A 17,230-nucleotide genomic window follows, 5' to 3' on the forward strand; every position below is an offset into this window, starting at 1 on the left:
GGATGGAGTAGGGAAAGACGACCATTTTCAGAGATGTCTGTCTTATGCCGATTTATCCCCGTCTATTGCGCTCCGCCTGTGCGATGCTTGGCCTGGGGATTGGTATGGCTCCGCTGGCATTCGGGCAGGCCGTGATGCATTGCTCGGGAACGGCGGCACAAGTTGAATTCGCCTGCCACACCTGGACGGAGATCGACCGCTCCGTCCATGGCGGTACGGATACTATTATCATTCCTGTCGGCGGGACGGAGCAAAGCGGGCCTTACATGGCTGTTGGCAAGCACAATGTGCGGGCGCAGGTTCTGGCGGACGAAATTGCCAGACAGGCCGGGCAGACGTTTGTGGCCCCCGTCATTGCCTATGTGCCGGAAGGTTCAACCTCCCCGCGAACCTCTCACATGCGTTTTCCGGGAACGATTTCCGTACCGCCTGCCGTGTTTGAGGGAATGCTGATAGGTGCCGCTGAAAGCTTTCGTGTGCAAGGTTTCCGGAAAATCGTTTTTCTCGGAGATCATGGAGGCTATCAGGCGTCCATGGCGCATGTGGCCCAGGAGCTGAATACGCGATGGAAGGGCCAGGCAGCAGTTCTGGACCTGCGCGATTATTATGAAGTTATTCCCCATCAGTATGCTGATGCCCTGAAAGCGCAGGGCCATGCAGCAGAAGTGGGTATGCATGCGGAGCTGAGCGATACGTCCCTGATGCTGGCCGTGGATCCGTCCCTGGTCCGTCAGGAAGCGCTTCGCACCGCTCCAAAACCCAGTGTCACCGATGGCGTTTATGGCGGGGATCCGCGCCAGGCTACGCCCGGACTGGGACGTATCGGCACAGACATGCAGATACGCACCGCTGTAACGGCACTTCAGTCCTTCAACAGGAGCCATCCATGAATTTCAAGACCCCCCTTCTGGCGGCGCTGACGCTGCTGGGAGCCTCTGCGGCGCAGGCCCAGACCACGGCTCCTGCGGATGCAAGTGCACCGATTCCTGTGCCTCCGGCCCCGGCGGCTCCAGCAGCTCCGCCAGCTATGGTGCCTTTCTCGGCGCCAGCGCCTGCTGTTTCATCTGTTCCCGTGGCCGCTCCGGCTGCTTCAGATGCGGTGCAGACTATTCCGGGCATGCCAGCCGTTATTGATCCGCATAATATTTATAGCGAAACCACGCCGTCCCACATTTCTCCGGCGATTGCTCACGACCCGGCGCGGGTTTATGTCCCGAACCTGCGTGGAAACAGTGTCTCCGTTATTGATCCGGTGTCTTTTCAGGTTGTGGATACCTATCCCGTTGGTCGCTCCCCACAGCACGTCGTGCCATCCTGGGATCTGCGGACGCTTTGGGTGACCAATAACAGTGAGGGACGTCCGGATGGCTCCCTGACGCCGATCGACCCTGCGACCGCAAAGCCCGGCGCAAATATCGCAGTGGACGATCCTTACAACATGTACTTCACCCCAGATGGCAAGTACGCGATCACGGTGGCTGAAGCCCACAAGCGTCTTGATTTCCGCGACCCGCACACGATGGAGCTAAAGGGCTCAGTCGAGACGCCGGAGTGCAAAGGCGTCAATCACGCTGACTTCTCCATTGACGGCAAGTACGCGATCTTCACCTGCGAGTTTGGCGGTTATGTTGCCAAGGTCGATACCGTGAACCTGAAGATGATCGGTATGCTGAAGCTGTCCAAGGGTGGAATGCCGCAGGATATTCTGACGGCTCCAGACGGGCATAAGTTCTATGTTGCCGACATGATGGCTGACGGTGTGTTCGTTGTGGACGGTGACTCCTTTACGGAAACCGGCTTCATCCCAACGGGTATCGGCACGCATGGCCTGTATCCGAGCCGTGATGGCAAGGTCATGTACGTGGCGAACCGCGGCTCCCATCGCATTCACGGCAAGCGCGGTGGCCCGGGTGGAGTGTCCATCATCGATTTCGCGACGGACAAGGTCATCAAGACCTGGATGATTCCGGATGGTGGCAGCCCGGATATGGGCAATGTCAGTGCTGACGGCAAACTGCTCTGGCTGTCTGGCCGCTTTGACGATGTGGTTTATGCCATCGACACGGATACGGGTGCTGTCCGCAAGATCCCTGTTGGAGCCGAGCCGCATGGCCTGACGGTCTGGCCGCAGCCAGGCCGTTACAGTGTGGGCCACACTGGTATTCTGCGCTAATCTGAAATGAGCGATGATGGAGACGTCAGTTGAGGTCTCTATTGTTGAAAGCCCGGCAGAGATGCCGGGCTTTTTTATTACGGAGATTAGGGCGTCTTTGTCTGAGCTGGCGTTTGGTCGTTGTCGTTTCTGGTTTCACTTGGCGTGATGCAGGGCGGTATAGGCGAAGTCTGTTAGTGTGGGCCAACGATGCCTCTTTGAGAGGGTGTCCCGGGAAGATGCTCTGTGTGTCGAGCGGATATGAAGCCCGTGATGTGCGCACGAATACTTGCAAGCATTTTGTTCCCAGATCCGGTAATGTCCGGAAACACATAAGAGAAAAGGTGACTCGAAGATGTTGATTGCTTCGATGTTGTGCTTCACTTTTACGGTTATTGCAGGCCTATGGCTCGGCCTTTGCGTTCTCCGGAGTAAGCGTCCGTTGAAGGCTCTGTTGCCAGTCCATGTCGGGTTTGCCCTACTCGGCGCAGTTTTCATGATTGTCGCACTGGCGAAGGGTGACAGCCGACTTATGCTGAATGTCGCTTTAGCCGTGGCTGTTGCTGCTTTTGGCCTTCTCATGGGATGGGCAAGGCGGCGGGGCTATGTGATTGCCCCGCTCTACATGTGCCATATTCTGCTGGCAGTGATGTTTTACCTGTCTCTGGTCAGCTTCACGCTCTTCCCAAACTTCTGAAACGCCTTCTGTAGGGATCAGGCTTTCTCAGGTGATGGCTGAACAGGCTGTGGCCCTGTGTCATTGGCGACCTTGAACTGCATGCTGTTGCCTGGTGGCGTCGTGGTGTAGGCGGTCGGCGTGTAGAATTTGACACCTTCTTCCGCAAAGCGGTTGGTCACGATGCGGTTGAATTCGCGTTTAACCTTCCATTTCATCATGGGGGTTGTCCGGATGCTGCCAATCAGAGTGGCGCCTCCGCTGTCGCTCTGATCCACGCCCAGATCTGTGTAGTCGGACAGGATCATCGGCCCGAAAACCGGATCAGCACGCATTTCCTTGACGGCTTTTTCCATGATGGCAGAGACGCGCGGCAGGTCTTCCGACAGATCAAGCTGCTGCTTGATGACGATCTGGTTGTAGCCGCGCGCTGTGTTGGCAATGGAGGAGACGGACGAGAACGGGATGATGTGCAGATCGCCCGTAATGTCGCGCACCTTTACAGTCCGGATTGACAGGTTTTCCACGGTTCCCGAGACGCCGCCTGTCGTAACCCAATCACCGACCTGGATTGCGTCTTCGACGAGCATGAAGAAGCCCGTGATGAAGTCCTTCACCAGACTTTGGGAACCGAAAGCGATGGCTGCGCCAAGGATACCTGCACCGGTCAGAAGTGGCGTTACGTTAATGCCGATCTGCGAGAGTGTCGTCACGGCAACGATGATGATGATGATGGCCAGAAGAACGGTGCGGATGATTGGCATCACCGTACGCAGGCGGGTTGCTCGGGAACGCTGGCCTGAGGTCTCGAAAGACGAGAGCTGCCGGTTCAGCATGATGTTGACCATTTCCCAGATTGCCGCAGCCACAGTCGCTGCAATCAGCATCGTCAGCGCCGTATCCATTAGGCGACGGCCAAGGGCATTCTTGATGAAGAAGCCGAAGGTTGGCAGGCCCCATGCTTCTGTGATGGCCACGAGCGTGAGGAACAGGATGGCGCCCGTCAGAATCATACGAGCGACCGGGTAGTACCGATCAGCTCGCTTCTGAAGCTCTGGGAAGCGCTCCACAAGCTGTGGATTGACCCGAAAGAACCGGTCCTGAAGCCCATAAGCCAGAACAGCACCAAGACGGGACGCTACCAGAACGCCGATTGTGGCGCCTGTGGTCTTGAGGATCCATGTGTATCCACCCTGTAGATGGGCTGCCCAGACAATCCAGAGCGAAATGTCCAGGAACATGGCAGGTACCCACCACAGGCGCGTGATGGCGGCTATGACCGTCCACATGCCCGTTTTCTTACCAACGGTGCTGGGCTGCAGCGCATTGCTGACGATGTGACGGATACGCCAGATGAAAGCAGCGATCAGTACGTGTTCAACCAGAACAACCGCACGAATCATGGCTCCTGTTCCGCGTGGTGCCAGATTGAACTGTGCGCCAAGTTCGGACAGACAAATGACAATAGCGGGCGCAGCAACCAACACGTTCCACCACCGCGTCACCATAAAGGCAGTCGGTGTGCTGGCGGGTAGAAGCCGAATGGTGGGTGACCGCGGGGTAAGACCAGTCTCGACCAGGAGGTAGAGCGTGCGTGCCCCTGCGTAAGAGTATGCGAGTGTCAGGATAACGTTCACGGTGCGCTCTGTCAGAGGCAGAACCAGCACCGACAGGCCTGCCAGAAGCAGAAAGGCGAGAACGGGCAGGGCTTTAAGCAGAAAGTGACCCGCGGCGTAAGGAATGCGGGACAGGAAACGGAGCGTCTCAACCTGACGTCTCTGGTCTTCTGCTCGGGTCTGGTTGGAATTGTTGGTGGCTTCAGTGGCTGCCGTTGTGGGCACCGGGTCTGCTTCGGGCAGGACCTGAATATTCCGGACTTCCCGCGCCTGTGCTTTGAGCGTCAGGTTCTGAAGCGGTTTGCGCAGCATTAGCGCAATGGTGCGTTCGAGCCCCAGACCGCACGCAATGACCAGCACGGCAATGCCAAATGCATGCAGGATTGGCGCGCGTGTCTCTGCCGACAACATCTGTGATCTGAACCAGTGGCCGACCAGCCCCAGATCACTGAAGAGGTTCAGAAAGTTGTGAACATATCCCAATGACTGCGTACGAACGCTTTTCAGGCCGTTATCAATCTCTGGTGACACGTCCGGCATGGTTGCAGCCTTGGACGCTGGGCTTGCTGCAGGCGTGTCCGTCTGTTTGACACCACGCGCCATGAGGGAGAGCGTGTGTGTGAAGCTGTCACGCTGTTTGGGGTCATTCAGAACATTCAGAAGCTGCTGGGCTTCCTGAGCCGACAGGGGAGCCGACGTGGGGCTGACTGTCGCCGCTGCGGCTTTTGCCGGTGTTGTTTCTGCCCAGCTGAAGGGTGTTGCCAGCAGGGCCGTCAGGAAAACCAGAAAGGCCATGAAGGAATGGCGTTTCTTTTGACGGGGTGTTCGTGACTGGACGGGCCGTGAAGGGGAACACATCGTTCTGAAATGTCCTTGATATGCCTTGAAACTGGAGCATGTCCGCGCAAGGTGAGGTCTGTTCTGGCCGGGAAGGCCCTTTTCAAGCAGGAGTGCCACAGGATGAGGTCCCCTGTCCAAAATGTGATGCGTTATTCTGCAGCTTCCATCAGAGTGTCTGAGGCTGCTGCACGGCTTTCATTGGCCTCTAGCGCTTCCAGCGCATCTGCATGATCGATCCCCCACAAGTAGAGCTGTTCAATGGGCTCGACGAAGACTTTCCCGAGGGACGTCAGGCTGTATTCCACATTGGGGGGCATGATCTGATGGATCTCGCGACAGACGAGTCCCTTGTCTTCGAGCTCCCTTAATGTCTGGGTCATCATTTTTTTTGAAAGACCAGGGATGCTTCGCTGAAGGCGACCGGGGCGGGAGCTTCCTTCCAGAAGGTGGAGCGTATGGAGGATCATGGTCGTCCATTTTCCACTGAAAAGTCTTAGAACCCGGCGCGGCGCACAGTCTTCGTCAAAGGGAGCCTGGCGATAGCGGGCCGGAAGGGAGGTTGTCATTCTGTGGGAACCTTTTGGTATCCAGGGCACAATATGGTGCCGTCTGGAACTGTTGACACCAAGGGCTCAAATGGAGGGCGAACCATTTTTCGGGAAAGGAGACCCTGATGTCCCGTATTGCTCTTGTTGTCGGATCGACTGGAATTGTTGGCCAGACGCTCGCGACGCGTCTCGTTGCCGAAGGCTGGACTGTTCATGGTCTGGCACGCCGGCCCCGACACGACATGGCCGGCGTTCTGCCGATTGCGGTAGACCTGTTGGATCTGAACAACCTTAAGTTGGCTCTGAAGGATCTGACGCCCACACACGTTTTTTTCTGTTCCTGGCTTCGTCAGCCCACGGAAGAAGAAAATTGTCGCGTTAATTCCGCGATGGTCCGCAATGTGTTTGAGGCACTTCCTGCGCCAGAGAGGCTTGAGCACGCTGCGCTTACAACGGGTATGAAGCATTATCTTGGGCCATTTGAAGCTTATGCTTCAGGTGAGTCACCCCAGACGCCATTCCGGGAGGACATGCCGCGTCTGCCCTTGGCTAATTTCTATTACGATCAGGAAGATGTGCTGTTTGCCGCCGCGGAAAAATACGGCTTTTCCTGGAGCGTACATCGTCCCCACACCATCATCGGATATGCAGTTGGCAATGCGATGAATATGGGGAGCACTTTGGCTGTTTACGCGACGATCTGCCGCGAAACAGGACGTCCCTTCGTTTTCCCTGGCTCGCCTGTACAGTGGGATAGCCTTACCGACCTGACTGACGCCCGTCAGTTGGCCAAGCAGCTTCTCTGGGCCTCAACATCTGAAAGCGGATGGAATGAAGCCTTCAACGTGGTGAACGGGGATGTGTTTCGCTGGAAGTGGCTGTGGCCTCGCCTTGCTGCATGGTTCGGCTTGGAAGCTGCGCCTTATCCCGGCCACGCGACAGATCTTGAGGAAACCCTGTCGCAAGATGGAGACTTGTGGGCGCAGATTACTGAGAAATATGGCCTGACCGAAAGTCGGATCGATCACCTTGCGTCTGCCTGGCATACGTACGCGGATCTGGGGCGTCCTGTCGAATGTGTGACGGACATGTCCAAGAGCCGTCTGGCAGGGTTTGACGGGTGGCAATATACGCCAGACTCGTTCTTCGATTTGTTTGAGCGCCTGAGAGCGGAGAAACTGATTCCCTGAGACAAAAACCATAAAACAGGATTTATTTAGTCCTGTTTGTGGAAAAGCACTGTTTTCTCAGACATAGAGTGTTATGCAGGCTGTCCTGTTTTGTCCTGAGGGAATGAGACTACCTTGCGTCGTGTGTTAAGTCTGTTGGCCCTGCTTGCAGCGGGGATATGTGGTCTTGGTGTCAATGGGGCGTCTATTGCAGCGGAAAGCCCTGCTGTCGTCTCAGCCAATGATACGGCAACTCTGGTTACTGACCGTGATTCCATCGGTCCGGACCAGTCATTGCGTGTTGGGTTGAGGCTGCAACTTAAACCGGGCTGGCACACATACTGGATTAATCCCGGAGATGCCGGGGACACTCCGACGCTGGATGTAACGGCGCAGGGCGCGGCAACTGGCAAGACTTCGGACATCCACTGGCCGATGCCAGTTCGCCTGAGTGAAGGCGGTCTCATGTCCTACGCCTATGTCGGAGATGTGCTGCTTCCCGCCAGTCTGACCTTAAAAGGGACTGGCGGGACCACACTTCATGCGCATGCAGAATGGCTTGTTTGTGCCGAAGTCTGCATTCCTGAAAGCGGTGATTTTTCGCTGACACTGCCTGCGTCTTCCGGTCCCGCTCCTGAAGGTGCTCAGGCTGGCCTGTTTCAGGCCGCAGATGCGAAAATGCCGATTCCGTCTCCCTTCAAGGCGCATGTTTCTGCTGATGGTGTCCTGACGCTTGAAGGCAGAGGACTGTCCTCCACAGCAGTTTCGGAAGCCTGGTTTTTGCCGGAAGAAGGTGGCCTGATTGATCAGGTTGCTCCGCAGCCGCTGAACGTTGGCAAAGACGAGCTTTCTCTTCACCTGAAGTTTCTGAAAACTGCTCATCGGGATGCGCCGCTTAAGGGGCTGGTCGTGTTGAAGGATGAGGCTGGTCAGGAAAGCCCTATCCAGATTTCTGCTGAACAGACGGTGGGTCCAACCAAAGTAGAGGATGCCGCAGCGGCGCCCGCGCCTGCTTCCGCAGACGCCGTACCAACGGGTGCTGGTTGGCTCCGTGTGATGCTGTTCGCTTTTGTCGGCGGTCTGATCCTCAATCTTATGCCTTGTGTTTTTCCAGTTCTGGCCATGAAAGCCTTGTCATTGGCCAAGATGGGCGGCGTGGGGAGGCGTGTGCAGTTGCAGAGTGCACTGTTTTACACGCTGGGCGTTACGGGAGCCTTCGCAGTTCTTGGTCTTCTGATGATCGGACTGCGCCTTGCCGGATCTTCAGCTGGATGGGGTTTCCAGTTCCAATCAGCGGGATTTGTGGTTGGTGTTTGCTGGCTGCTGTTTGGCATGGCTCTGAACTTGCTGGGCGTGTTTGAAATCAGTGCGGGGCGATTAGGCCAGTTGCATCCACACGGGGCAGGCCATGCTGGCGACATGATGACGGGGCTATTGGCTGTCATAGTCGCGACGCCTTGCACGGCTCCGTTTATGGGAGTCGCCATTGCAGGAGCTTTGGGTGGCCCCGCTGTGATGGGGCTATTGGTCTTTCTTTCCATGGGGCTTGGGCTGGCAGTTCCCTATGTGCTGGTGGCAAGTGTTCCCGGTCTGGCGTCGCGGATGCCAAAGCCAGGAGCATGGATGGGTGTGTTGAAGCAGGCCTTGGCCTTCCCGCTTCTGGCAACCTGCGTATGGTTGCTGTGGGTGGCGACGATTGAGCGCGGTGTGAATTTCGTAGTCGTGGCAGGCGGCGGTCTTGTGTTGCTGGGCTTTGCGGCCTGGATCTATGGCATAGGGCAGCATCGCGCGATGCGGGAAGGTGGACGGGGTACGGTTCTGTTTTGCCGTGTTGTAGCCGTTCTGTGCATGGTGGTGTGTGGGGCAGGCTTGTCCCGTAGTCTTGCCGAACCGGTATCTGCAACAGCGAAGTCTCCTGCAACTTCAGCTGACAATCAAATTCAGTCGTTTTCAAGTGAGAAGCTGGCAGACCTTCGTGCAAAGGGAGAGCCGGTTTTTGTCGATATGACGGCGTCCTGGTGTATCACCTGCATGGTGAATGAACGGGTGGCGCTCGATGTGGACTCTGTCCGTAAGGCGTTCAGTGTGCGGCATGTCGCTTATCTCAAGGGCGACTGGACCAACAGGGACGCAGGAATTTCCGCTTACCTGAAAGCTCACGGGCGCGATGGCGTCCCTCTCTATGTTTATTATCCGCCGCATGGATCGGAAGTTGTATTGCCGCAGATACTGACGCCAGGTCTGGTTCTGGGAATTATTGGGCACTAAGTGCCCAGCTCGCTCTGATACAAAAAACCCAGCTTCACATGTGAAGCTGGGTTTTTTTTGTCGGACTAGTCTTAACGATTTGTATGCTGCGGATCATCCTGTGGGTTCACGTAGGTCATGGTAAATGGGCCTGTTCCCGAAACCTGCACAATGGCGCCTTGTGTCCCAGCTTTGAGTGCGTGCGGAACATTAGGAGGAAGATGAACAAACCCTCCGGCTGTCAGGACTTTTTCATCGTTCGCTGTGATGCTCTCGCCGATGTAATGATGCACACTGCCCGCCAGAACCGTGAGCATTTCATCCATATTGTGCGTATGGGGCGGAATGGTTGACCCTGCGGGCATCATGACGCGCATGGTGAAGGGACCGGGCTTGTCCGAGGCTCCGTACAGGAAGGACATGCGTGTTCCACTCGGGAACATGGGAGGCGCGGCTTTCCAGGCAACATTCTCTCCGCCCTGAACAATACGGATGTCAGTGGCCGTCTGGGCGAGGGCGCCACTTCCCAACAGACAGCAGATGAGGGCGCTGGCAGAAAATATCCTGAGAAAAGACATTGGATTGTCCTTAGATGTTCTGGCTTATGCCTGCCCTTCCTAACGCGGTGTAGAGTTTGTCGTTCAGCATGCTGCTTCCGAAGTTATGTCTCTGTTGGATGCAAGAAGGTTTTCTCCACTTCTGCAATCACCAGTCTTGCTGCTCCGGAAAGCTGCCGAGCCTGATCCACGCATAGAGCCAGGGTCAGTGGGGAAACATCCCTGTTTGAAATGGGGACGAAAGCCAGTTCACCACTGAGAATTTCCTTCATGGCATCAAGCCGACTCAGGATTCCCAGTCCGACGCCTTCCAGGACCAATGACTTTATCATCTGGATATTATCGGAGGATGCAGCAGGCTGGACGCTGACATTGCTGTCAATTTCCAGAATTTCAATCTGTCGCTGTAGTGCGAGAGGTTGTTGGGGCATGACCATTGGGTATTCGGCACAGGTGCTGAAACGAGCATCCTTGTTTTTGGCTATCGGATGGTCGGGAAGGCAGACGAAACCCAAGGGGTAATCGATATGAGTGCGGACGAGCAGGCCGCGGGCCTGTGTCGGATTCAGGAGGAGCGCAAAATCAACATCTCCACTGATGAGCGCCTGCTGAATGGCAGCGTTGTCCAGCACATGGGTGCAGATGGTAATGCCGGGATGGCTTTTCCGCAGGTCTTTCAGAATACGGGGGAGAAATCCTGTGGTCAGGGCATCAGGCAGAGCTATGTCCACCTGTCCCCGTCTCAATCCGCGCATGTCTTCAAGCTGGGTGCGGACTTCCTGCATTTCCCGCGTCCACTGCTTGCCTTTGGTATAAAGGAGTTCGCCAGCGGCTGTCAGACGCAGGCCGCTGGGCAGGCGCTCAAAGAGTGGAGTGCCGAGAGCTTCCTCACCATGCAGAATCTGGCGGTCGATGGCAGACGCCGCAATCCGTAGGTGTTCGGAGGCTTTCCGGATCGAGCCATATTGGGCAACGGACAGGAAGTAGCGAAGGAAGCGGGAGAAAACCGGCATGGGATACGCTCTTTTTTCGAGAACGGCAGGGACGTTTTTCTGAGATATACGAGAATGCCCCTCTATGAAACACTTCAGAGAGGCAGGTTAATCCTGTCATTTTGACACAGGAAGAAACTCTGGTCATTTCTTATGAAAGACCACGATCCTGTGCCTGTTCTTTAGGATAAGATGCTCATGACACGTTCCCCTTCCCCGACTGACGGCCTGGCCACCCTTTCGGCGCAGGTTCATGAGGATCTTGCGAAGATCAGGTACGCAACCGGAAACTGGAATATTCCGGTTCAGAAAGACGGTGAAGATGTTCTGGATGTTGCCATTATTGGCGGCGGACAAGGTGGGCTGACAGCCTGTTTCGGACTGCGCCGTCAGGGCGTAACGAACACGCAAATTTTTGAGCGCGCTGCAAAGGGTGGAGAAGGCCCGTGGGTCACGTTTGCCCGGATGATCACGTTGCGGACGCCGAAGCATGTGACGGGGCCGGATCTGGGTGTTCCCAATCTGACGCCGCAGTCTTGGTATGAAGCGCGGTATGGCAAGGAAGCCTGGCAATCGCTCGACAAGATCTCACGGCATGACTGGCAGTCCTATCTGGATTGGGTGCGTGATACGCTCGAACTGCCGGTCGTCAACGACCAGGAACTGGTTCATGTGGAATGGAAAGACGGCCTTCTGCGTCTGACATTCCGAAATGCTGCTGGTGTCGAGACAAAGCGCTGGGCGCGCCGGATGGTTCTGGCTACGGGAATTGATGGTGGCGGAGCCTGGTTCGTTCCCCCATTCATTTCGGAGAACCTTCCGAAGTCGGTTTATGCCCACACGCATGAGAATATTGATTTCGAGGCTCTGAAGGGCAAGCGGATCGGCGTTCTGGGCGCTGGTGCGTCCGCTTTTGATAATGCTGCGACGGCGTTGGAATCCGGTGTGGGGCGTGTGGATCTGTGTCTGCGTCGTACGAAGATTCCGGCCATCAATCCGTATCGCTGGATGGAAAATGCGGGCTTCCTTGCGCATTTTTCAGAACTGCCGGATCTGACCCGCTGGCGCTTCATGCGCTGCATCTACAATCTGAACCAGCCGCCGCCGCAGGATACGTTCTGGCGTTGCCGCAAGCATGAGAACTTTGCGTTTCATCCGGGGACGCCATGGAATTCTGCGCGTATGGACGGCGATGAGGTTGTGGTTGAAACGCCCAATGGCGAGATGCGCTTTGACTTCCTGATTATTGGTACTGGCTTCTCGATTGATCTGAAGCACCGTCCGGAAACGCAGGATTTCGCGGACTCCGTCATGCTGTGGAGCGACCATTTCACGGCGCCAGAAGGGGAGGAAAGCACGCTGCTGTCCAGCCATCCCTATCTGGGGCAGCGTTTCCAGTTCCTGCCGAAAGATCCGGCCGATCCGAAGGCCCCGATGCTGGCGGCAATCTACAATTTCACGTTTGCGTCCATGCCCAGCATGGGTCTTTCAGGGGCGTCCATCAGTGGTATGCGCTTTGGTGTCGAGAAGCTGACGCGCGGTATTGCGCGTGACCTGTTTGTTGAGGATGGTGAGAAACATCTGGAAAGTCTGCTGTCCTATGACACGGAAGAACTGATCAGCCTTGATCCGCCAACGGTTTGAGGGGGAGGCAGTCCAGATGAGCACGAACACTTATCCCCGTAACATGATTGGCTATGGCCGAACTCTGCCTGACCCGAAATGGCCGGGTGGGGCGCGGATCGCGGTTCAGTTCGTCATCAACTATGAAGAAGGCGCGGAAAACTCGGTCCTGCATGGAGATGCGGGATCGGAGGCTTTCCTGTCTGAAATGGTCGGGACGAAGTCCATCATTGGTGCACGCTGTGCGCAAATGGAAAGCCTTTACGAGTACGGTAGTCGTGCTGGTTTCTGGCGTTTGCATCGTCTGTTTGAAAAGGCTGGCATGACCACAACCGTGTTCGGTGTGGCCAAAGCCTTGGCGCGCAACCCGGATGCGGTGGCCGCCATGAAGGAGAGTGGCTGGGAAATTGCCACGCACGGCCTGCGCTGGATTGATTATCAGGATTTCCCGGAAGACGTGGAGCGCGAGCATATTCGTGAGGCGATTGCGCTTCATACCGAAGTGGTCGGGGAGCGCCCGTTGGGGTGGTATCAGGGCCGCACCAGCCCGAACACGGCCCGTCTGATCGTGGAAGAGGGCGGCTTTGTTTACGATGCTGATTCTTATGCGGATGATCTGCCGTACTATGATCGCTCCCATGGCAAGCCGCAGTTGATCGTGCCTTACACGCTTGATGCCAATGATATGAAGTTTGCGGCGCTCAACGGTTTTACCGAGGGCGAGCAGTTCTTCCGGTATCTGCGGGATACGTTCGACATGCTGTATGCGGAAGGGGGGCGTATGATGTCCATCGGGCTTCATTGTCGTTTGGCCGGCAAGCCTGCGCGTGCGCTGGCGCTTCAGCGTTTTCTGGAGCATGTGGCGTCCCATGAGAATGTTTGGGTGGCATCCCGGCTTGATATTGCGCAGCACTGGATGAGTGTGCATCCCGCATGAAGATTTCCGATGTGAATGCCATGACGTCGGATGTTTTCGTCCAGACGTTTGGCGGGCTTTACGAGCATTCGCCCTGGGTGGCTGAAGGTGCTCTGGCAGCGCGGCCATTTGCTGGTGTAGAGGCCATGCTTGCGGCGTTTTCTGCTGTTGTGCGGGATGCGGGCGAGAAAGCTCAGTTGGCACTGGTGCGGGCGCATCCTGAACTTGGTCATCGTGCGGGAGTTGATCCGGATCTGACGGCGGAGTCTGCATCCGAGCAGGCCTCTGCCGGGCTGGATCGTCTGACGCCTGCGGAATACGAGCGATTCAAGACGCTGAATGCGGCCTATGGGAAGGCTTTTTCCATGCCGTTTGTGATCTGCGTGCGTAAAGTCGCGGCCCCCGGGCAAATGGCCAAGAGGGTCATCATGGATGAAATGGAACGTCGTCTGGGCGGGACGCCCGAGGCGGAACTGAGGGAAGCCCTCTCGCAGATCGATGCGATTGCAGGGCTGAGACTGAAAGATCTGGTGACATCATGAGCTCATTATCCACGCATATTCTGGATACGGTCTCGGGCCGTCCGGCGGCTGGGGTGTCTTTCCGGCTTTTTCAGGAAGATGCTGTTCTTTTCGAAGGCGTGACGGATCATGATGGGCGTTGCCCCGCCTTGCGGGAGATCTCGCTGGAACGTGGAACCTATCGTCTGGAATTCGAGATTGGTGCGTATTTCCGGGCGGCGGGGCATGTGCTGTCTGATCCGCCCTTTCTGGATGTTGTGCCGATTGTGTTCGGTCTGGGTGAGGGCACGCATGCGCATGTTCCGCTGCTGGCGGCGCCTTATGGATATTCCACATATCGTGGAAGCTGAGACCTGATGGCGTCTGACACTTCTGTGGTTCATCCGGTTGATGAGAAGCTCCCGCTCTGGCGGCTGGGGGCTTATGGCTTCCAGCATATTTTGGCGTTCTATTCAGCGGCGGTGATTGTCCCCATTCTTGTGGCAGGGGCTTTGCACCTCCCACAGGAAACGCTGATTCATCTGATTGATGCAGATCTGTTCACTTGTGGGATTGCGTCCCTGTTGCAGGCTGTTGGTTTTGGACCGGTAGGGGTTCGTTTGCCGCTTCTGCAAGGGGTGACGTTTACGGCGGTAGGTCCGATGATTGCTATCGGGTCGGCGGTAGGGGGCGGAACGCCAGGTCTGCTATCGATCTATGGATCAGTCATTATCGCAGGGATTGTGACCCTGCTTCTGGCGCCGCATTTCGCGAAACTTGTGCGGTTTTTCCCGCCTGTCGTGACAGGCTCCATCATTCTTGTGATTGGTCTGGCACTCTTACCTGTCGCGGCTAACGACATTGTTTCCGGGCACGGACCGGGACTTGTGCAGGATCAAGTGCCTTTGCGAAGCCTGTGTTACGGGCTGGGAACGCTGGCAAGTATTCTGGTTGTGCAGCGCTTGTTTCGGGGGTTTATTGCGACTATCGCCGTGCTGATTGGGCTGTGTGTCGGTACGATGGCTGCCTGGCTTTTGGGTGATGCACATTTTGATGGCGTTGCTTCCGCGCCGTTTGTGTCACTCACACAGCCCTTTTTCTTTGGGACACCCACTTTCCACGTGGTTCCGATCCTGTCGATGGTGATCGTAATGATTATCACCATGGTCGAGACAATCGGCAATGTGTACGCGACGGGGGAAATTGTCGGGAAGACCATCACGCGGGAAGACATTGCGCGCACGTTGCGGGCAGATGGCATTGCAACGCTGCTCGGCGGTGTCTTTAATTCTTTCCCCTATACCTGCTTTGCTGAAAATGTCGGTCTTGTGCGCATGACTGGAGTGAAAAGCCGTTGGGTGGTGGCGTCTGCGGCTGTCATCATGATGATGCTCGGATGTCTGCCAAAGCTCGGGGCGATTGTGGCGGCGGTTCCGTTACCCGTTCTGGGTGGTGCCGCGCTGGCGATGTTTGCCACAGTTGCTGTTGTCGGTGTTCAGACGCTGACGCGAGTGGACTTCAATCGGCAGAGTAATGTCATCATTGTTGGAACAAGCATCGGCCTTGGAATGCTGGCGACGGCGCAGCCTCATATCTCGGATACGTTCCCGATGTGGGCGCAGATTGTCTTTGGAAGCGGTATTACCTTAGGGGCATTGTCCGCCATTTTCCTGCATCTGCTGTTCAATGTCCGTCGGACACTGGCAGTTGATCCAGAAGCGGACATCGTCGTGGCCGATCTGCCCGATGAACGGATTCTGATGGGCCTGTCTGTAGACGCTGAAGACCCTATAGTCGAAGGGCCACAGCGTCGGTTCGGCTGAGGGGCTGCAGGCGAGATATCAATTCCGGGTGTGGACCTTCTGACCGGCGACATATGTGGCCTCGATGCTACGGTCATCACCCAGCATGGTCAGGGCAAACAGGAGGTCAGACAGGGTCTCTGCCGTCTGGGTACGAATTTTTCCGAGAGGTGTCGCAGTAGGATCGAACACGCAGAGATCTGCATGAAGGCCGGGTCTGATGGCGCCAATATGATCTTCAAGCCCTAAAGACTGAGCTCCCCCTACAGTCGCTAACCAGAGACCTTGAGCTGGGTGAAGTTTTGTACCCAGGCCTTGCGCGACCTTGTATCCGTCCGACAGAACCTGAAGCAGGGAGAGGGATGGCCCAGCGCCCACATCGCTGCCGATACCGATTTTAACACGTCGTTCAGGCTTCAAAGCGTTGAACAGGGGAAACGATCCACTACCCAGGAACTGGTTTGAACCAGGGCAGTGCGCGATGGAGCAGCCTGTATCATGGCAGCGCTGGAAATCTTCTTCCTGTGCGTGCACAGCGTGAGCCAGAATGGCGCGAGGGCGCAGAAGGCCGGACTTGTCGTATACGTCTAGGTAGGATGAGCGGGTGGGAAAGAGTTCCTTGACCCATTCGATCTCAGACCGGTTCTCGAGCAGGTGCGTCTGCATGAAGAGGTCAGAGCGGGTAGCAAGGAGAGATCCAGCCAAATCCAGTTGTTCGGGTGTGCTGGTAGGGGCAAAGCGCGGTGTGACGGCGTAAAGCTGCCGTCCGCGACCATGCCAGCGTTCGATAAGGGCGGCAGACTGATCGTAACCTGTCTGGGCAGTGTCTCGCAGGTTGTCAGGCGCATTTCGGTCCATCAGGACCTTCCCTGCGATCATGCAGGTATTGAGACGTTCTGATTCCTCAAAAAAAGCATCGACGGATTCCGGGTGAACAGTGCAGTACACGGCGGCCGTTGTTGTACCGACGCGGAGAAGTTCTTTCAAAAAACTGCGGGCAATTTGGCGTGCATAAGTGATATCGGCGTAGCGGGCCTCAGCAGGGAAAACGTAAGTTTCCAGCCATTCCAGGAGTTGTTCCCCATACGAGGCAATCACCGGAAGCTGAGGATAATGGACGTGAGTATCGATCATTCCTGCTGAAATCAGCCGGTCTGGATAATGATCTACGGCAGTGCCTTCAGGGATCTGATCTTTCAGATCGTCCCATGCTCCGGCGGCGGTAATGATGCCATCTTTGCATAGAATCAAGCCATCCGGCTGATGCGTTACCGCCGCCATGGGATCGACCGTGAATGGGTCAGTGTGGAAAGTCAGGAAGGGGCCGCGGATGGCAGTATGGTCTGTCATGATCTTTCCGGTATCGCACAGCATTTCCGACCAGGGAACGATCTCTGGTGGATAGGTGAAAGTTTCTTTTAATGTCCAAGGGTCGTTAGTCTATTTTAACCTTGGCACTGTTTTGTGGCAGAGTGGGCAGCGTCTCTTTATCAAGAGATGGATGCAGATTTGAAAATGGTTTTCAACTTTCAGTATTGAGCCTGCTTTTGTGGGTGCGGTGGGGACGGTTCTCTGTCTCTGTACGGCCTGCG

Annotated in this window: 15 protein-coding genes; 10 read left to right on the top strand and 5 right to left on the bottom strand. The window is 56.1% G+C overall.

Annotated elements, in window-relative coordinates:
- Positions 1 to 44: 44 nt before the first annotated feature.
- The 3 genes from KP702_RS04955 to KP702_RS04965 all read left to right on the top strand — a co-directional run bounded on the left by KP702_RS04955 (position 45) and on the right by KP702_RS04965 (position 2,849).
- Positions 45 to 890, top strand: coding sequence for a creatininase family protein (locus KP702_RS04955; RefSeq protein WP_215768600.1), 846 nt, complete (start codon positions 45 to 47; stop codon positions 888 to 890).
- The gene (locus tag KP702_RS04960) at positions 887 to 2,173 is read left to right on the top strand and encodes a YncE family protein (protein WP_215768601.1); all 1,287 of its coding nucleotides are present in this window, start codon (positions 887 to 889) and stop codon (positions 2,171 to 2,173) included. Before KP702_RS04955 ends, KP702_RS04960 begins: the two co-directional genes overlap by 4 nt.
- Before the next feature lie 334 nt (positions 2,174 to 2,507).
- Complete coding sequence (locus KP702_RS04965) at positions 2,508 to 2,849, top strand: hypothetical protein (protein WP_202206977.1); 342 nt, start codon at positions 2,508 to 2,510, stop codon at positions 2,847 to 2,849.
- Positions 2,850 to 2,866: 17 nt separating this feature from the next.
- Here KP702_RS04965 and KP702_RS04970 read toward each other — a convergent pair whose 3' ends face one another.
- A complete protein-coding gene (locus tag KP702_RS04970; RefSeq protein WP_237389880.1) occupies positions 2,867 to 5,239 on the bottom strand; it encodes a mechanosensitive ion channel family protein in 2,373 nt (790 codons plus the stop codon).
- Between the two features lie 194 nt (positions 5,240 to 5,433).
- Positions 5,434 to 5,850 (bottom strand): helix-turn-helix domain-containing protein, encoded by a 417-nt coding sequence (locus KP702_RS04975; protein ID WP_202206979.1) that lies wholly within the window; start codon positions 5,848 to 5,850, stop codon positions 5,434 to 5,436.
- Positions 5,851 to 5,957: 107 nt separating this feature from the next.
- On the opposite strand from KP702_RS04975, the gene KP702_RS04980 reads away from it, so the two are divergent.
- Positions 5,958 to 7,022 carry an SDR family oxidoreductase gene (locus KP702_RS04980; protein ID WP_202206980.1) on the top strand — a complete coding sequence of 355 codons (1,065 nt, stop codon included), beginning with the start codon at positions 5,958 to 5,960 and terminating at the stop codon, positions 7,020 to 7,022.
- Positions 7,023 to 7,145: 123 nt separating this feature from the next.
- Positions 7,146 to 9,269, top strand: coding sequence for a protein-disulfide reductase DsbD (locus KP702_RS04985; RefSeq protein ID WP_237389927.1), 2,124 nt, complete (start codon positions 7,146 to 7,148; stop codon positions 9,267 to 9,269).
- Positions 9,270 to 9,340: 71 nt separating this feature from the next.
- Here the strand turns inward: KP702_RS04985 and KP702_RS04990 are convergent, their stop codons facing one another.
- Together KP702_RS04990 and KP702_RS04995 are read right to left on the bottom strand one after the other, a co-directional pair.
- Positions 9,341 to 9,826, bottom strand: coding sequence for a cupin domain-containing protein (locus tag KP702_RS04990; RefSeq protein WP_202206981.1), 486 nt, complete (start codon positions 9,824 to 9,826; stop codon positions 9,341 to 9,343).
- Positions 9,827 to 9,909: 83 nt separating this feature from the next.
- Positions 9,910 to 10,818, bottom strand: coding sequence for a LysR family transcriptional regulator (locus KP702_RS04995; RefSeq protein WP_215749824.1), 909 nt, complete (start codon positions 10,816 to 10,818; stop codon positions 9,910 to 9,912).
- Positions 10,819 to 10,989: 171 nt separating this feature from the next.
- On the opposite strand from KP702_RS04995, the gene KP702_RS05000 reads away from it, so the two are divergent.
- Genes KP702_RS05000 through KP702_RS05020 form a run of 5 tightly spaced genes read left to right on the top strand, consistent with a single transcriptional unit; the run spans position 10,990 to position 15,659 of the window.
- The gene (locus tag KP702_RS05000; RefSeq protein ID WP_202206983.1) at positions 10,990 to 12,441 is read left to right on the top strand and encodes a SidA/IucD/PvdA family monooxygenase; all 1,452 of its coding nucleotides are present in this window, start codon (positions 10,990 to 10,992) and stop codon (positions 12,439 to 12,441) included.
- A 16-nt stretch (positions 12,442 to 12,457) separates the two neighbouring features.
- Positions 12,458 to 13,357, top strand: coding sequence for an allantoinase PuuE (gene puuE / locus KP702_RS05005; protein ID WP_215768602.1), 900 nt, complete (start codon positions 12,458 to 12,460; stop codon positions 13,355 to 13,357).
- Entirely contained in the window at positions 13,354 to 13,878 is a 525-nt protein-coding gene (uraD, locus tag KP702_RS05010) for a 2-oxo-4-hydroxy-4-carboxy-5-ureidoimidazoline decarboxylase (RefSeq protein WP_202206985.1), read from the top strand. Before puuE ends, uraD begins: the two co-directional genes overlap by 4 nt.
- Positions 13,875 to 14,207, top strand: coding sequence for a hydroxyisourate hydrolase (uraH, locus tag KP702_RS05015; protein ID WP_202206986.1), 333 nt, complete (start codon positions 13,875 to 13,877; stop codon positions 14,205 to 14,207). The genes uraD and uraH overlap by 4 nt, the downstream gene beginning before the upstream one ends.
- 6 nt (positions 14,208 to 14,213) lie before the next feature.
- A complete protein-coding gene (locus tag KP702_RS05020) occupies positions 14,214 to 15,659 on the top strand; it encodes a nucleobase:cation symporter-2 family protein (RefSeq protein ID WP_202206987.1) in 1,446 nt (481 codons plus the stop codon).
- Between the two features lie 18 nt (positions 15,660 to 15,677).
- Here the strand turns inward: KP702_RS05020 and guaD are convergent, their stop codons facing one another.
- Complete coding sequence (gene guaD / locus KP702_RS05025; protein ID WP_202206988.1) at positions 15,678 to 16,988, bottom strand: guanine deaminase; 1,311 nt, start codon at positions 16,986 to 16,988, stop codon at positions 15,678 to 15,680.
- Between the last annotated feature and the right edge of the window lie 242 nt (positions 16,989 to 17,230).

Source organism: Gluconobacter sp. P5B12 (genome assembly GCF_018812035.1).
Taxonomy (GTDB): Bacteria; Pseudomonadota; Alphaproteobacteria; order Acetobacterales; family Acetobacteraceae; genus Gluconobacter.

Excerpts from the sequence above, each read along its gene's own strand:
- guaD (WP_202206988.1), bottom strand. The coding sequence starts at position 16,988 with ATGACAGACCATACTGCCATCCGCGGCCCCTTCCTGACTTTCCACACT.
- KP702_RS04975 (WP_202206979.1), bottom strand. The coding sequence starts at position 5,850 with ATGACAACCTCCCTTCCGGCCCGCTATCGCCAGGCTCCCTTTGACGAA.
- KP702_RS04960 (WP_215768601.1), top strand. The coding sequence starts at position 887 with ATGAATTTCAAGACCCCCCTTCTGGCGGCGCTGACGCTGCTGGGAGCC.
- KP702_RS04955 (WP_215768600.1), top strand. The coding sequence starts at position 45 with ATGCCGATTTATCCCCGTCTATTGCGCTCCGCCTGTGCGATGCTTGGC.
- KP702_RS04970 (WP_237389880.1), bottom strand. The coding sequence starts at position 5,239 with ATGGCCTTTCTGGTTTTCCTGACGGCCCTGCTGGCAACACCCTTCAGC.
- KP702_RS04995 (WP_215749824.1), bottom strand. The coding sequence starts at position 10,818 with ATGCCGGTTTTCTCCCGCTTCCTTCGCTACTTCCTGTCCGTTGCCCAA.
- uraH (WP_202206986.1), top strand. The coding sequence starts at position 13,875 with ATGAGCTCATTATCCACGCATATTCTGGATACGGTCTCGGGCCGTCCG.
- KP702_RS04990 (WP_202206981.1), bottom strand. The coding sequence starts at position 9,826 with ATGTCTTTTCTCAGGATATTTTCTGCCAGCGCCCTCATCTGCTGTCTG.
- puuE (WP_215768602.1), top strand. The coding sequence starts at position 12,458 with ATGAGCACGAACACTTATCCCCGTAACATGATTGGCTATGGCCGAACT.
- KP702_RS05000 (WP_202206983.1), top strand. The coding sequence starts at position 10,990 with ATGCTCATGACACGTTCCCCTTCCCCGACTGACGGCCTGGCCACCCTT.
- uraD (WP_202206985.1), top strand. The coding sequence starts at position 13,354 with ATGAAGATTTCCGATGTGAATGCCATGACGTCGGATGTTTTCGTCCAG.
- KP702_RS04965 (WP_202206977.1), top strand. The coding sequence starts at position 2,508 with ATGTTGATTGCTTCGATGTTGTGCTTCACTTTTACGGTTATTGCAGGC.
- KP702_RS05020 (WP_202206987.1), top strand. The coding sequence starts at position 14,214 with ATGGCGTCTGACACTTCTGTGGTTCATCCGGTTGATGAGAAGCTCCCG.
- KP702_RS04980 (WP_202206980.1), top strand. The coding sequence starts at position 5,958 with ATGTCCCGTATTGCTCTTGTTGTCGGATCGACTGGAATTGTTGGCCAG.